Below are 15433 nucleotides of genomic sequence, written 5' to 3'. Positions count from 1 at the left end.
GCTCAGCTCGCGCGCTTGATCTTGAAGGACGCGAGGTATTCCTCGGGCTTGGACGGATCGAAGGTCTTGCCCATCACCACGATGGTCTTGGTGGTAGCCTGCGGCGGGGTGAGCCCGTCCTGCTTCATCAGCTTGGCGGCGTCGGTCGCGCGGTAGACCTGTTTCGCGACCGCTGCGTAGTCGACGTCGCCCTTGATCTGCCCCCAGCGCTTCATCTGGGTCAGCGTCCAGATGGCGAAGCTCTCATAGGGGAAAGGATCAAAGTCGACCCGCTTCGGGTCCTTCTTCACGCTGCCGAGCCCGTCCGCGTAGGTGCCGGTGAGCACCTGCTCGACGACGGTCAGCGGCTGGTTCAGGTAGTTCGCGGGCGCGATGGCGGCAGCGATCTCCTTCCGGTTCTCCGGCTTCGAGGCGTAGGCGGTCGCCTGGAGGATGGCGCGCAGCAGCGCGGCCGTCGCGTTGGGCATCTCGCGGACCGTGTCCTGCGCGACCGAGAAGGAGCAGCAGGGATGCCCGTCCCAGATCTCCTTCGACAGGACGTGGATGAAGCCGGCACCGTCATAGACGGCGCGCTGGACGATGTTGTCGGGGGCGAGGAAGCCGTCGATGTTGTCGGCGCGCAGGTTCGCGACCATCTCGGGCGGCGGCACCGAGCGGAGCTGCACGTCGGTGTCGGGGTCGATGCCGTGTTCGGCAAGGTAGTAGCGCAGCAGGTAGTTGTGGTTCGAGTAATCGAACGGGATCGCGAGCTTGAATCCCTTCCAGTTCTTCGGGTCGCGATTGTCCTTATGCTTGTTGGCGAGGCAGATCGCCTGGCCGTTGACGTTCTCGATGGCCGGCACCGTGAAGGGCACCGGGTTCGACCCGAGCCCCATCGTGATCGCGAGAGGCATCGGGGCCAGCATGTGGGCGGCGTCGTATTCCCTGTTCAGGGTCTTGTCGCGCACGACCGCCCAGCCGGCGGTCTTCACCACCTCCACGTTCAGTCCCTGCTTCTCGTAGAAGCCCATCGGCTTGGCCATGATGATCGGGGTGGCGCAGGTGATCGGGATGAAGCCGACCTTGAGGTCGGCCTTCTCCGGCTTGCCCGCCTCCGCCAGGGCCTCAGCTATGAACTTCATCGGCAGGAACTGGCTCACGGCCGACGCAGCCGTCGCGAGACCGACGCTCCGCAGGAAGGCGCGGCGCTCGGCATCGCGTGGGAACAGCGCCCTCATCATTGTCGCCTCGACGGTGCGCTCGATCGCGGCATCGCCCGTCGGCATCGCCGCGTCGTGGGTGGCTTGGTCCGCGTGGATCCCGCAGGAGCAGCCGCCCCGGATAAGGCGGCGCCTGGCGTCGAAGGGATTGTCGAACGGGGCCATCGAGATCTCCGGTGGTGTGGTCTGGAAACCCTCAGCAACAGTTGCGCCAAGACCGCCGCTCCATTGTTTGTCAAAAGCAATCAACGGCTTGGTGCAGTTTTTTGTGCGGCGATTTAGGGATCTGCTTTCGACAATGTGAGTAAAATGTCGACATTGTCGGCGAAGATCTGATCAGCCCGTCAGGCCGCCAGCCAGGCGGTGACGTCGCCGCCACGCCGCTGCTCCATCGAGAGGCGGCTCTCGGTCTCTTCGACGACGTACCACGCGGCGTCTGCGACGGGTGCACCGTGTAGCTCGATCGGGACAGAGCGGGTCTTCAGCCGGATGACGGGGGCGGCGTGCGCGTAGCCGGGACCCTCCCGGCCAAGGATCGCCTGGGCGATGACCGAAGCCTGGCGAGCGACCGGCTCGATGAAGCGGCAGGGACGCCCTTCGATGCTGATGCAATCGCCGAGGGCGAAGATGGCGGGTCCGCTCGTGCGCAGCGTTCTCGGATCGACGACGATACCGCGGTCGAAGGCGAGACCCGCCCCTTGAACGAGGCGGGAGGGCGTCACGAGCCCGGTCGCGGCGATCACGGTCCCGGCTACGAAGCTCGTCCCGTCCGCAAGGGCGAGGGCGATGTCACCATCCGGCCGGCGGCCGAGGCCGCTCACCAGGGTGCCGCCCCTGAAGCGAACGCCCAGCCCGTCGAGGCCGGCCAGGAGCCTGCGTCCGGCCTGTTCCGGCAGGAGTTCGGGCAGGGGCAGCGCCTCGGCCCCGATCAGTGTGACGGCATGGCCGGCTCGCGCCATATCCTCGGCCAACTCGCACCCGACCATGCCAGCGCCGATCACCACGACGGTGCGGGGACCACGCGCGAGTTCGGCATGCAGGGCCGACCAAGCTGCGAGGTTGTTCACCCGCCAGCATAGGGCCGGGTCGAGGCCGGACGGCAAGGCAGGGCGCGCGCCGTGGGCCAAGACGAGGTGAGTGTAGCCGAGGGTGCCGCGCGTCGTGCGCAGGCTGCGGTGCTCCGGCGAGAGGCCGACCGCGACCGTATCGCCGAGCAGCCGCACTCCGAGGCGCGCCGCCGCCATCGCCCCGGTTTCCCGGCGCAGCTTGTCCGGCGAGAGGCCGCGGGCCAGCGCGACCGAGAGTTCCGGCTTGTGGTAGATGTCGCCGCTGCAGGCGGTCACCAGGGTGATCGGAACCTGCGCGTCGTCGGCCCGGATCGCCTCCGCCGTGCTCCATCCCGCGATGCCGCCGCCGACGATCACCACGCCCGGCCGGCGCCGTGGCGCCACCGCTGCCGGCATCGGCGCGACCGGCGCCCGCCGCTGGTAGGGCTCGAAATCCGACTTGGCGACGCCGCAGATCGGGCAGGCCCAATCATCGGGGATATCCGCGAAACGCGTGCCGGGGGCCAAGCCGCTATCGGGATCGCCCTCCCCCTCATCGTAGACCAGCCCGCAGGCCCGGCAGAGGAACTGTTTCCAGGGGCCGAGGCCGTCGGTGGGCTCGAGGATGGTCATGCCCGGCCTCCCGTGCCGGCGCCGGACGGCAGGACCTCGCGCGAAAGCCGCGCCATCTCCCAGCGCAGATGCTTGATCGCCGGTGTGACGATGGCGACGAAATGCGCCTCGCGGATGCGGCGCTGGGGGGGCGCCGACATCATGTAGCCCCTCGCTCCCTGGTGCAGCAGCGCCGACTGCGACGCGCGGAAGGCAAGTTCGGACGTCTGGGCGCGGACGTCGAGGACGTCGATCAGGTAGTCGGTCGCGCCGTCGTAGGGCGTCTCGGCGAGGCGCATCACGCGGGCACGCAGTTCGGCGAGTTCGGCCGCGATCCGGTCGGGACGGTCGTCGAGGAATTGGTTGACGTGGCCCAGCGTCTCCTCGACCGACAGCATGGCGTCGAGGCTTCCCTCGACGACGCCGAGACCCATGCCGCACTGGAGCAGGATGAAGGCCCCACGGATACGGCCGATGAAAGGGCGGGCCGGGTCGGCGATCAAGTCATCCCGGCCGACGAAGTATTCGTCCAGGCGGACGCCCCAGGTGCTGGTGCCCTCCATGCCGGAGAATTGCGGGCAGGGCCGCAGCTCGGCGCGGTCACAGCGCAGCAAGAACATGATCTCGTGGCTGATGGCCTCGCCGGCCCCGAGCACGCCCGCGATGGCACCGCAATACTGGCCCGGCCCGATATGGCTGACCCAGGGCAGCATGCCGCTGACGCGGTAGCCGCCGGGAACGCGCCGGGCGCGCAGCAGGATCGGCTCGATCCCGGCGAACGCCTTCATCGGATTGGACAATGCCGTACCGCCGAAGGTCCGGCCCGCGACGTGGTCGTCGAGCACGGCGCCGGCCAGGGCCGGGTTGGCCGACTGCTCGAAGTACAGACCGCAGACGTCGTGGCACCACATCAGAAAGCCGGTGGCGCCGCAGCTCCGGCTCGCGGCCTGCATCGCGGCCAGCGAGAGGCCGATGCGCGCACCGTGCCGGTCGAGGTGGACACCCAGCGCGCCCGCGCTTCCGAGCTGGCCCATGATATCGAGCGGATAGGCTCCGTGATCGATCGCGGCCGCCGCCGCGCTCAACGGCCCTTCGGCTATGGCTGTCGTCTCGGCGAGAACGGCTTCGTCCGTCCATTCGAGGCCAACCGGTCGTGATGACAGAGCCTCCGCCTCGGGGGCATCGACCAGCCGAAGAGCGAGTGCGCTCGACATCGTGCAGTCTCCTCAGGATGGTGGAAGGAGTCGGGGCACTCCTGCCCCGCCCTAGGGCTCAGTCGGCCAGGCCGATCTTGAAGGCGATCGGGTTCCGCATGGTGTTGGCCACCGGCGAGTAGAAGTTCGCGTGGCGCACGATCTCGTCGAGTTCCTCGCGGCTGGCGTCGCCCGCGATGGTCACGGCGACGCGGATTTCCTGGAAGCCCATCTCCTCGGGCTTCTTCTCGGCACCGCCGGCGCCCCAGGCGGCCGGGTTGCCGATATCGCCCTCGAGGTGCAGTTCCAGGCGAGAGAGGCGCACCTGCTTCCAAGTCGCGACGGCGGTGATGCCCACCGCGAGGCAGCCGCCGAGCGCCGAGAGCACGATCTCTCCCGGTGCCGGCGCCGTGTTCTCACCGAACAGGTGCAGGGGCTCGTCGACAACGACGGGCTTGTGGTCACCGACGTAGCTGAGGGTGCGGTACTGTCCGTCGACGACGGTGTGCACCTTGTTGGTGCCGCGCGAACCGGGATTGCAGCGGCCCTTCTCGGCGAACTGCATCAAACCGTCACGATCGATCGGACGCAGATACGTGGTGATGGTCTTCGGGGCGGCGCTCGCGCTCATTTCTGGCTCCTCTTCCGGCGCGGCCCCGCATGTGTCGGAGCCGGCTTGGAGCGACTTGCGCAAGGCAGATGCCAGACTAAGCGAGCATGCTGCTTTTTTGGAAAATCTTTTTGAATCAAGATCTTAATGATGCAGAAGGCCCTCCTGGCCTCGACGCTCCATCGATGAATGCCGACATTGTGTCGACATTGTCGGACTTCGTCCGATCCGCTCAGAACGCCGCCCGGAGCTTGCGCCAGCGGTAGGAGAATTGGCGTTCTGTCAGGCCGAGCCTTTGGGCGGCCCGGGTCTTGTTGCCACCGGCCTGCGAGAGAGCCATGCGCAACTGCTCGTGATCGTGCGAGTCGGCCGGCAGATATGGGCGAATGACGCCCATGGGGTGGAAGGACGCCCCCATGTCGGGCGCGTGGAACGGTGTCGGCCTCGGGAAAGTCGGCGCAGGCGCTGTCGTCCCGTCTCCTTCGAGCATGGGCCGCAGGTCGTCGATGTCGAGGACGCCGTCGCTCGCCAGCAGAACCAGCCGCTCGATGAAGTTGGCGAGTTGGCGGATATTGCCCGGCCAGGGTTGACGACCGAGGTACCCGACCGCCGCCTGCGTCAGGTTCACGTTGCGCTGGTTGTCCTGGTTTGTCTTCGTGAGGAAGTGGAGCACGAGGTCCGGGATGTCGCCCAGTCGCTGGGAGAGCGGAGGCAGGGTGATCGGGACGACATTGAGCCGGTAGAACAGGTCCTCCCGAAAGCGGCCGTGGGCGACCTCGGCGGCGAGATCTCGGTTCGTCGCGGCCACGAGGCGCATGTCGACCCTTATCTCGCGCTTGCCGCCGAGGCGCACGACCGTCCCCTCCTGCAAGGTACGCAACAGCTTGGTCTGAAGGATCGCCGGCATCTCGCCGATCTCGTCGAGGAAGATCGTGCCGCCGCTCGCCTGCTCGAACCAGCCGGCCCGCGCTTCGACCGCGCCTGTAAAGGCGCCCCGCTCGTGGCCGAATAGCTCAGACTCGAACAGGCTGTCGGGGATCGCGGCGCAGTTCACCTTGATGAAGGGCCGATCCCGCCGCGGGCTCGCGAGGTGGAGCGCACGGGCGAACAGTTCCTTGCCGCTCCCGGACTCCCCGAGAAGCAGCACGCTCGCCGTCGCGCCCGCGACTTTCTCGACCTGCCCGAGGGCGCGCAGCAGGGCGGGCGAGGTGCCGATGATACCGTAGCGGGCACGCTTGAGGCGCAGCTCCCGCGCCAGCATGTCGTTGTGTTCTTCCAGTGCCCGCGTCTTCTGCTCCACCCGCTCGTTCAGGGTGAGCAACTGGCTGACCATGGTGGCGATGATCCGCAGGATGGTCAGGTCGTCGGAGAGCGCCCGCTCCCGGTGCCGGATCCGGTGGCAGGCGATGGCGCCAACGGTCTTGTGGTCGACCCGGATCGGCAGCGCCAAAAACGAGACCGCACCACGGGGAAGTTGCGCGCGCTCGACGGCACGGCCGAGGAACGTCAGATCCTTGTCGATATCCTGAACGATAATGAGATGTCCGTCCTGGATGACGCGTCCGGTGATGCCTTCGCCGGGTGCGTAGCGACCTCGGGCGATCTCCTTGCGCGTAAGGCCGTAAGAGTATGCGATGCGGTAGCCGTCTCCGTCGGGGTCCTTCAGGACGATGCGCCCTCGGTTGAGGCCGACGATCTCGGACAGAAGATGCAGCATCTCCCGGGCGACCTGATCGAGGCGGATTCCCTTGCCGATCAGGTTCATGACTTCCTGGATGAGGAACATCTCCTGTGTGCGCCAATGCGTGTGGGACGCGCTCTTGGTGACACGATCATCCATCCTGCGGCGCCCCCCAGCTCCTGATTGGCATCTCGGCAGCCTGCAAGCTTCGTGCAATCGTCGGCGGACAGCCAAAGCGATTGCTAGGAGGAACGCGATGCGGCTGGCCGGATCTGGCCGATAAGCGCCCGTTCGCCTCTCAGCGATCAATGTCGCGACGATCGCTGGGAGGTAGCCCCTTGATGCCCGTGGAGATGGGCTGGACGAACGAGACCAAGCTGGCGAGCGACACCAGCGGCTCTCTGAGGGGTGGGGCCTGCGGCGGACCGTTCATCGGTTAGCAGCGGTCGCCAAGCTGTCGCGCTCGACGATGACCACCGCGCCGCGGCGCAGCTCGATCAGTCCCGCCTCCGCCCAGTGGCCGAGGATGCGGCTGACGACCTCCCTTACGCTCCCGATATCGTCGGCGAGCTTCTGGTGGTTAATCGCGACGACCCCAGAAGGATCGGCTTCGACGAGCAGCCGCTGGGCGAGGTGCTGCTTCAATGGGGAGAAGGCCACCGCATCGATCAGCGTGAACAGCCCCGCCATCAGCCGCGTGTAATCGTCGAGGACGAAACGCCGGAACTCCGCGCTATCGGCCATGAGCTGTTGGAACGTGGACACCGGCAGCGCCGCGAGCTCCGTCCGCTTCTCGGCCACGCTCTCAGCCGGGAAGGTACCGCCCGATAGAAGGCATCGGGTCGTCAGCACGCAGGTGCCGCCTGGGCCGACCTTGTAGATCAGCACCTCGCGCCCATTCTCCGACATGCGGACGATGCGCCAGCGTCCCTTCAGGCACATCAGGTAGTTCGCGCATTCGCCCTCCAGCTCGTAGGCGACGGCGCCGCCCTCCAACTCGGGGAACCGTCCCGAGGGCAAGCTGAAGATGCCCGGGACTGAAGCCGCAGATGAGGGAGAAGCGCTCGAACCAGCGCTCGACCCTGTGGCTGTCCGGAATGGCTGGCGTCGCACCTGCCGTGACGAGGGGCGAGCCGTCCGGCTTTTCTTGGTTTTTCTCCCGCCGCGCCTCCCTTGTGTGACCTCGGTCACCGACGGCTTGCGGCTTCACCTCTTAGCATTCTCTCACAATGAGGACGATTCGGAGGCCGCCGAGACCGCTCTCGTCAATGCCTCGAAGGACTGGCTCACCGCCCTCACGACGTGGCTCTGACGGGCCTTCGGCCCAGGATGGCCGCCCGATGCGCGAGTTCACGTGCATCGAAGGTCCGGAGGTGCAGCGCTATGTATCCTATTCCTATGCCAATTCCGGCCTCGTGAAGGCCGGGGACTCGACATGGCTGCATCGAGGCTCGGATCATCCGGTAGCGGCCGGGGCTCTCCGCCCCGGCGCGCTGCTACAGCACGGCCTCGGCCCCGCCCTTCAGCTTGACTGGGATGGTGAGGTAGCGGACGCCGTTCGCCTCGGCCGGCGGGAACTTGCCCGCGCGGATGTTCACCTGGATCGACGGCAGCAGCAGGCGCGGGGCGGCCAGCGTGGCATCGCGCGCCGTGCGCATGGCCGCGAAGTCCTCTTCGCTGACGCCCTCCTTCACGTGGACGTTGCGGGCGCGCTGTTCGGCTACTGTCGTCTCCCAGGCATACACGTCGCGACCCGGCGCCTTGTAGTCGTGGCACAGATGAAGCACCGTCTCCGGTGGCAGCGAGAGCAGCTTGCGGATCGAGCGGTAGAGCGTGCGCACGTCGCCGCCGGGAAAGTCAGCCCGGGCGGTGCCGAAATCGGGCATGAACAGCGTATCGCCGACGAAGACGTGATTGCCGATCCGGTAGCAGATGTCGGCCGGCGTATGGCCGGGCGTGTAGAGTACCTCGACGGCGAGGTTGCCGATCCGGAAGGTCTCGCCGTCCGCGAAGAGGCGGTCGAAATCGCTGCCGTCGGTCTTCAGGTCGGTGGCGTTGAAGACCGGGCGGAAGATCTTCTGCACCTCCTTGATGTGCTCGCCAATGCCGATTCTGGCACCGGTTTTCGCTTTCACGTAGGGCGAGCCGGATAGGTGGTCGGCATGGGCGTGGGTCTCCAGCGTCCACACCACGGTGAAGCCTTCCTCGTCGGCGGCCTTCAGCATCGCCTCGACCGAGCGGGTGTCGACGCTGCCGCCGTTGTGGTCGTAGTCGAGGACGGGGTCGATGAAGGCGGCCTGCTTGGTCTCGGGATCGGCCACGATGTAACTCACCGTGTTGGTGGGCTCGTCGAAGAAGGCGCGGATGAAGGGTTCAGCCATGAGATGTCTCCTGTCTGGATTGGGGCGGGCCGGAGCGGGCGCGGCACCGGGCGCCCCCTCCTGCGGGTTTCACGGAGCCGCGGCGAAGGCGCCGGCGTTGCGGTAGAGCATGTAGCCGGCGACCCCGAAGATAACGGTGGCGAACACCGTATTCAGGGCGCCCTTAAAGCCGGCGAGCCGATTGGCGAGCTGCATCCCGAGGAAGCCGCCGATGAAGCCGCCAGCGATGAATTCTCCGGCGACCGCCCAGTCAACCATGCCGGACAGGGCATAGTTCAGCGCCGTGGCGAGGCCGAAGGCGCCGACCGCGAGCAGCGAGGTGCCGACCGCCGTGATAAGCGGCATGCCGGTGGCGAAGACGAGGCCCGGCACGATCAAGAAGCCGCCGCCGATCCCGAAGAAGCCCGACAGGACGCCGACCGCGAAGGCCACGCCCACGACTTTCCCGCTCGGCACCGGACCGCAGCCGACCGACTCGGCCGTGCCGCCTTGGCCCCGCCGGCCGCGCAGCATGTGGATGCCGACGACGATCATCAGCAGCGCGAACAGGAACAGCAGGCGCTGTCCGTCGACGGCCTTACCGAGGGACGAGCCGACAAGGGCGCCGAGGATGCCCACGAGGGCAAAGACGGCGGCGCAGCTCCAGCGGACGTTGCCGACCCGGGCATGGCCGGCGAGCGTCAGGAACGCGTTGGCTGCCACCGCGAGCGCCCCCGTCCCGATGGCGAGGTGCGGCTGGGCCATGCCGACCCCGTAGAGCAGCAGCGGCGTCGCCAGGATCGAGCCGCCGCCACCGATCAGGCCGAGCGTGAAGCCGACCCCCGAGCCGGACAGAAGGGAAGGAAGCGCGCTCATCGGCGATGGTCCTCCGAACTCACCGGGAGAAGCCCGCGCGGCATTGCCGGGCCGCGGCATCGGCCTATCGATTAATAAAAATATGTAACGAAGAACCGTCCCCCTATCGTCTCATTAAACTGCTCTCGCTTGCCGTGCCTGTCAATATGTGTTTTACTTTATCATTCAGATCAAATAATTGTATTATGAAATGAGGAAAGCGCCGTGGATGCGAGACGCCTCACGCCCAACCTGTCCGTCATGGGACAGATCGTCCCTGCCGATCTCTCAGATGCCGCACGTGCCGGCTTCCGGGCCGTGATCTGCAACCGTCCGGACGGGGAAGGAGCGGATCAGCCGAACTTCCAGGAGATCGAAGCCGCCGCCCGTGTGGTGGGGCTCGAGGCTCGCTACCTGCCCGTCGTGTCGGGCAAGGTCTCGGACGAGGAGGCGGTGGCCTTCGGCGCGGCGCTCGCGGCGCTGCCCAAGCCGGTGCTCGCCTATTGCCGCACGGGGACCCGCTCGACCACATTGTGGTCGTTGAGCGAGGGGGGGCGCGGCCGGCCCCTGCCGGAGATCATCGCGGCGGCGAAGGCGGCGGGCTACGACATGTCCGGCGCAGTCCGGCGCATCGCCTCAGGCGGGCGCATCCAGCGCAAATCGGCCGAACTGTTCCACAGCGTGGTCATCGTAGGGGGCGGGGCCGGCGGCATTGCCGTGGCGGCAAGCCTCAAGGCGCGCAAGCCCGACCTCGACATCGCGCTGATCGACCCGGCCGACGTGCATTACTACCAGCCGGGCTGGACCATGGTCGGCAGAGGCATCTTCGCGCCCGCCGACACGGCCAGGACCATGGCCTCGCTGATCCCGGACGGCGTGCGCTGGATCAAGGCGGCGGTGGCTGCCTTCGAGCCGGAGCGCAAGGCGGTGATCCTGGAGGGCTGCCGGGTGGTACGCTACGACCGCCTCGTGGTCGCGCCCGGTCTGAAGCTCAACTGGGCCGCAATCGCAGGGCTGGCCGAGACCCTCGGGCAGAACGGCGTTACCTCGAACTACCGCTACGACCTCGCGCCCTATACCTGGGACCTCGTGCAGAACCTGCGCGCCGGCCAGGCGCTGTTCACGCAGCCGCCAATGCCGATCAAATGCGCTGGGGCGCCGCAGAAGGCAATGTACCTCTCCGCCGACCATTGGCTGCGCCAAGGTCGACTCAAGGACATCATGGTCGAGCTCTACAATGCCGGTCCGGTGCTGTTCGGCGTCAAGGAGTACGTCCCGGCGCTGATGGAGTACGTGAAGCGCTACGACGCGCATCTGAACTTCCACCACACGCTGACCCGGATCGACGGGCCGGCCAAGCGCGCGTGGTTCTCGCGCAGGACCGAAGACGGCTGCAGCGAGACGGTCGAGACCGGCTTCGACATGATCCACGTCGTGCCGCCGCAGCAGGCGCCGGACTTCGTTCGCGCCTCGCCGCTCGCCGACGCGGGCGGCTGGATCGAGGTCGATCCGGCGAGCCTGCGTCACCCGCGCTTCCCTGAGATCTACGCCCTCGGCGACGCGTGCAGCGCCCCCAATGCCAAGACCGCAGCCGCTGCTCGCAAGCAGGCGCCGGTGGTCGCCCACAATCTGCTCGTCGACATGGGCTACCTGCACGAGGCGGAGGTCGCCTACGACGGATACGGCTCCTGCCCGTTGACGGTCGAGCGCGGCAAGATCCTGCTCGCGGAGTTCGGTTACGGAGGGAAGTTGCTGCCGAGCTTTCCCTCCTGGCTCATCGACGGAACGAAGCCCAGCCGAGCGGCATGGCTCCTGAAGGAGCGCATGCTGCCGCCGATCTACTGGAAGGCGATGCTCAAGGGCCGCGAGTGGATGGCCAAGCCCCACGAGGCCGAGAAGGCGGCCGCCTGAACCCGAGCCCATGGGCGTCGGGACCGAGAGGAGAGTGGGCGATGAGACCATTCCTGCTGCCGGGTGACTTCGCAAGAGGGACTCGGGTCGAGGTCAGCGACCATCTCATTGCCCGGCGCTGACGCGCTGGAGCCAAATCGAGAAAGGGGACTAGCCATGACTGAAGACTGGGCCGCGATGATCGCCGGGATGAACACGGCGGTGGGCAATCTGCGTCAAGCCTCGCCCGAGGTGATGAAGGCGTTCGGAGCCATGTCCCGGGCCGCCCATGCGGACGGGGCACTCGACGCGCCGACCAAGGAACTGATCGCACTCGCCATCGGCGTGGCGGTGCGCTGTACGCCCTGCATCGCCTACCACGCCGAGGGCGCCATCAAGGCAGGCGCCTCACGCGAAGCGGTGGCCGAGACGCTCGCCATGGCCGTCTACATGGGGGCCGGTCCCTCGGTGATGTACGCCGCCAAGGCCCTCGACGCCGTCGATCAGATGGCTACCTGAAAACGCATCGTCGGACGGCTGGCGCCCTCCTAATCCGCGCCGGCTAGAGCGCCCTCCGCCGAAACGGATGCCGGTTCGACGGAGGCGAGCGCGTCGAAACAAAATCTCGGAGCTGTTGCCGGTCGCAACGCGATCGGGACCAGCTCTAGAAACCACGGCACTGGAGTGAGACCATGTCCCTTCGCCTCGGTGATACCGCCCCGGACTTCGCGGCCGATACCACGGCAGGCCGCATCCAGTTCCACGACTGGGCGCGCGGCTCCTGGGTTTTCTTCTTCTGGCACCCAGCCGACTACACGCCGGTCTGCACGACAGAGATGGGACGGACCGCGCAGCTCGCGGCCGAGTTCCGGCGCCGCAGCGTGAAGCCGCTCGGCCTCTCGACGGACTCGGTCGAGGAGCATCGCGGATGGGTGAAGGACGTCGACGAGACGCAGAGGACATCCGTCTCCTTCCCCATCGTAGCGGACACCGACCTGTCGGTGTCCCGGCTCTACGACATGCTCCACCCGAACGTGAATGACACCGAGACCGTGCGGACGATGTTTCTGATCGATCCGGATCTGAAGATCCGCCTGACGATGGCCTACCCGATGACCGTCGGGCGCAACTTTTCCGAGATCCTGCGGGTCATCGACGCATTGCAACTCACCGACCGAATGGAAGTGGCAACGCCGGCCGACTGGAACCCGGGCGACCGGGTGATCATCCGCCCCTCGCTCCCCGATGAGGCGGCGCGGGCGAAGTTCCCGCAGGGATGGGACGCCCTCAAGCCCTACCTGCGCCTAACCGAGGTCGAGCGGCGGTAGGATCTTCAAGCGATCCGGCGAGATTGGCGCTCACGAGCGGTCTTCGACCCGCCCAAACATCGCCGCTTGGCCGAGTGCCCGCGCCCGTGCGTCCGGACCGCGCGACGGCAGCCGTCGCTGAATCCGACCGGCGATCAGGATGTCGTCGAACGCATCCAGGAGCGCGCGCATCCGCGGGTCGGTCAGGCTGTAGAACACCACCTTGTGCTCGCGCCGCGTCGCGACGACCTGGGCGTTGCGCAACTCGCCGAGCTGCTGTGACAGCGTCGGCTGGCGGATGCCGAGGCGCTGCTCGATTTCCGAGACCGAGCATTCGCCCTGCGTCAGAAGGTAGAGGATCCGCAGGCGGTTGGGATTGGCGACCACCTTGAGCAGGTCGGCGACGCCGGTCGCCGTTACCTCGTCGGTGCCCGGGGCCATCAAGCGCCTTCCAGGCGGTAGTACCAATCGGCCCCACAGGCGCCGACCTCGTCACTCGTCAGCGGTGGATTCGCCAGCACCGGCTCGCCCGGCTGCCAGCCCTCGGGCGTCGAGATGTCGGCCGCATCGCTGGCTTGAAGTGCCTTCACCAGCCGCAAGATCTCGGCGACGCTGCGCCCGACGGTCAGAGGGTAGGCGATAAGGGCACGCACGATCCCCTCCGGATCGATGACGAATGTGGTACGCACCGTAGCACTCGACGTCGCCTCCGCCGGCAGCATGCCGTAGGCCCGCGCGATGCCCATGGCCGGGTCCTCGACGATGGGAAAGGGTACGCGCACGCCGAAGCGCTGCTCAATGCTGTGCTGCCACGCAAGATGCGAAGTCAGGCTGTCGACGGACAGGGCGAGCAAATCGCAATCCAGCGCCTGGAACGCCTCGTGGGCCCGCGCGAAGGCGACGAACTCGCTGGTGCAGACGGGGGTGAAGTCGGCCGGGTGCGAGAAGAAGACGAGCCAGCGGCCGCGATAGGCGGCGAGTGTGCGCGCGCCCATCGTGGTGCGGGCCCGGAAGTTCGGTGCCGCGTCCCCGATAATGGGTGGGCAGGCGGTTGAAGGCACAACGGCGGGAGTGCCGCTGGTTTCGATGCTCATAAATCGACGCTCACGGTATCGAGTCTCTCGACCGTGTAACTCCCCCGCCTAAGAGGTCAATATATTTCTGCATGATGTTAAGCTGTAAGTGCCATAAAATATGAATTGACATGCTTGCGCACGGGCGCGAGATAATCCTGACGGGTCGCGAAATCGACCGGATCGGCCGTCGCGCGCCCCATCCTTGACGGGGACCGATCCGATGCTGGCCGACCATCTCCCGAGCGCGCTCGACTTCGCCCGCAGCCAGTTCGCGTTTATCGTCGTCTGGCACTTCCTGTTCCCAGCCTTCACGATCGGGCTCGCGAGCTACCTCGCCGTGTTGGAGGCTTTCTGGTTTGCAACCGGGCGGGACGTCTATCTCGACGCCTACCGGTACTGGCTGAAGATCTTCGCCGTCGCCCTCGCCACGGGCGTCGTGTCCGTGCTGGTGAAGAGCTACCAGCTCGGCACCAACTGGTCGGTCTTCTCGGACAAGACCGCTCCGGTGCTCGCGCCCCTCCTCGGCTCCGAGGTGCTCACCGCCTTCTTCCTGCGGGCGGCCTTCCTCGGCGTCATGCTAATCGTGCTGGAGAGGGCGGAGCCGCGCCAGCACTTCCTGGCGACATGCCTCGTGGCGGGCGGGCCGATGCTCGCGGCCTTCCGGATCCTCTCGGCCAATTTCTGGATGCAGACGCCCGCCGGCTACGTCCTCGACTCTGACCGCCGCTTCGCGCCGGAGAGCTGGTGGGCGGTGTTCTTCAACCCGTCCTTCCCCTACCGTTTCGCCCACATCGTCACCGCCGCCTACCTGACGACGGCGATGATCGTCGGCGCGGTGGGCGCGTGGCATCTGCTGCGCGATGTGGACGGCGGCCGTCGTCGCCCCCGTGCAACTGGTGCTCGGCGACCTTCACGGCGGCAACACCCACCACCAGATCGCCAAGGTCGCGGCGATGGAGGGCCGCTTCGACAGCGTGACCCGCGCACCCTCGATCCTTTTCGGCTGGCCGGACGCGCAGGCGGCGAAGTCCAAGTGCGAGATCGGTATCCCCGGCCTCGCCAGCCTCTACCTCGCATGATCTCAATACGAAGGTCACGGGGCTGAAGGATCTGCCGCGCGACACTTGGCCGACCAACCTGCTGCTGGTCTTCTGGGCCTTCCGGGTGACGGTGGGCCTCGGGCTCCTGATGATCGCACTCGGGCTGTGGTCCCTGTACCTGCGATGGAAGGGACAACTGTTCGAGACGCCCTGGCTGCACCGCTTCGCCGTCGGCATGGGCCCCTCGGGGCTGGTCGCCGTGACTGCCGGCTGGGTGGTGACCGAACCCGGACGGCAGCCCTTCACGGTCTACGGGCTGCTGCGCAACGCCGACAGCCATTCGCCCATTGCGGCGCCCGCCGTGGCGACTTCGTTCGCGGCCTTCGCGGTCGTATACTTCGCGGTCTTCGGGACGGGCATCTGGTACCTGATGCACCTGTTCAACCAACCGCTGCCCCCGCACGAATTCGGCCCGCCCGTCGGCCAGCCGGTGCGAACCGCCGGCATCACCCCTGCGCCAGTGCTGGCGGATGATCTACAACTGCAACCGGCCGAGTGAAGGAG

13 protein-coding genes and 1 pseudogene are annotated in these 15433 nt (G+C 67.0%); 4 read left to right on the top strand and 10 right to left on the bottom strand.

The genetic code is table 11. From position 1 onward, the window contains the following. Nucleotides 1-2 precede the first annotated feature (2 nt). From Q8W67_RS04325 to Q8W67_RS04290, 8 genes are all read right to left on the bottom strand, one after another. Nucleotides 3-1364, bottom strand: a complete 1362-nt coding sequence (locus tag Q8W67_RS04325; protein ID WP_305541205.1) for a CmpA/NrtA family ABC transporter substrate-binding protein — start codon at nucleotides 1362-1364, stop codon at nucleotides 3-5. A gap of 179 nt (nucleotides 1365-1543) precedes the next feature. Continuing rightward, the gene (locus Q8W67_RS04320) at nucleotides 1544-2878 is read right to left on the bottom strand and encodes an FAD-dependent oxidoreductase (RefSeq protein WP_305541202.1); all 1335 of its coding nucleotides are present in this window, start codon (nucleotides 2876-2878) and stop codon (nucleotides 1544-1546) included. Beyond that, on the bottom strand, nucleotides 2875-4071 hold the full coding sequence (locus Q8W67_RS04315; protein ID WP_305541199.1) for an acyl-CoA dehydrogenase family protein: 1197 nt from the start codon (nucleotides 4069-4071) through the stop codon (nucleotides 2875-2877). Before Q8W67_RS04315 ends, Q8W67_RS04320 begins: the two co-directional genes overlap by 4 nt. A gap of 58 nt (nucleotides 4072-4129) precedes the next feature. Then, nucleotides 4130-4681, bottom strand: a complete 552-nt coding sequence (locus Q8W67_RS04310; RefSeq protein ID WP_305541196.1) for an OsmC family protein — start codon at nucleotides 4679-4681, stop codon at nucleotides 4130-4132. Nucleotides 4682-4892: 211 nt separating this feature from the next. Next, nucleotides 4893-6500, bottom strand: a complete 1608-nt coding sequence (locus Q8W67_RS04305) for a sigma 54-interacting transcriptional regulator (RefSeq protein WP_305541193.1) — start codon at nucleotides 6498-6500, stop codon at nucleotides 4893-4895. 270 nt (nucleotides 6501-6770) lie between these two features. After that, nucleotides 6771-7337 (bottom strand): Crp/Fnr family transcriptional regulator, encoded by a 567-nt coding sequence (locus tag Q8W67_RS04300; protein ID WP_305541190.1) that lies wholly within the window; start codon nucleotides 7335-7337, stop codon nucleotides 6771-6773. Nucleotides 7338-7837: 500 nt separating this feature from the next. Continuing rightward, nucleotides 7838-8722, bottom strand: a complete 885-nt coding sequence (locus Q8W67_RS04295) for an MBL fold metallo-hydrolase (RefSeq protein ID WP_305541187.1) — start codon at nucleotides 8720-8722, stop codon at nucleotides 7838-7840. A 69-nt stretch (nucleotides 8723-8791) separates the two neighbouring features. Further along, on the bottom strand, nucleotides 8792-9577 hold the full coding sequence (locus tag Q8W67_RS04290) for a sulfite exporter TauE/SafE family protein (RefSeq protein WP_305541184.1): 786 nt from the start codon (nucleotides 9575-9577) through the stop codon (nucleotides 8792-8794). Nucleotides 9578-9781: 204 nt separating this feature from the next. Between Q8W67_RS04290 and Q8W67_RS04285 the strand changes: the two genes are divergently transcribed. From Q8W67_RS04285 to Q8W67_RS04275, 3 genes are all read left to right on the top strand, one after another. Next, nucleotides 9782-11467: a bifunctional protein tyrosine phosphatase family protein/NAD(P)/FAD-dependent oxidoreductase gene (locus Q8W67_RS04285; protein WP_305541181.1), complete on the top strand. Its 1686-nt coding sequence runs from the start codon at nucleotides 9782-9784 to the stop codon at nucleotides 11465-11467. A 156-nt stretch (nucleotides 11468-11623) separates the two neighbouring features. Beyond that, nucleotides 11624-11965 carry a carboxymuconolactone decarboxylase family protein gene (locus Q8W67_RS04280; protein ID WP_305541178.1) on the top strand — a complete coding sequence of 114 codons (342 nt, stop codon included), beginning with the start codon at nucleotides 11624-11626 and terminating at the stop codon, nucleotides 11963-11965. 173 nt (nucleotides 11966-12138) lie between these two features. Next, complete coding sequence (locus tag Q8W67_RS04275; protein WP_305541175.1) at nucleotides 12139-12774, top strand: peroxiredoxin; 636 nt, start codon at nucleotides 12139-12141, stop codon at nucleotides 12772-12774. Nucleotides 12775-12804: 30 nt separating this feature from the next. On the opposite strand, the gene Q8W67_RS04270 is transcribed toward Q8W67_RS04275, so the two are convergent. Both Q8W67_RS04270 and Q8W67_RS04265 read right to left on the bottom strand, forming a co-directional pair. Then, nucleotides 12805-13194, bottom strand: a complete 390-nt coding sequence (locus Q8W67_RS04270; RefSeq protein ID WP_305541172.1) for a helix-turn-helix transcriptional regulator — start codon at nucleotides 13192-13194, stop codon at nucleotides 12805-12807. After that, nucleotides 13194-13847 (bottom strand): peroxiredoxin, encoded by a 654-nt coding sequence (locus Q8W67_RS04265; protein WP_305541169.1) that lies wholly within the window; start codon nucleotides 13845-13847, stop codon nucleotides 13194-13196. Before Q8W67_RS04265 ends, Q8W67_RS04270 begins: the two co-directional genes overlap by 1 nt. 202 nt (nucleotides 13848-14049) lie before the next feature. Between Q8W67_RS04265 and Q8W67_RS04260 the strand changes: the two are divergent. Continuing rightward, nucleotides 14050-15428: pseudogene (locus Q8W67_RS04260) on the top strand (cytochrome ubiquinol oxidase subunit I). Nucleotides 15429-15433 lie beyond the last annotated feature (5 nt).

This window comes from Methylobacterium sp. NEAU K, assembly GCF_030700285.1.
Taxonomy (GTDB): Bacteria; Pseudomonadota; Alphaproteobacteria; order Rhizobiales; family Beijerinckiaceae; genus Methylobacterium.
This window is presented reverse-complemented; position numbering and strand designations above follow the sequence as displayed.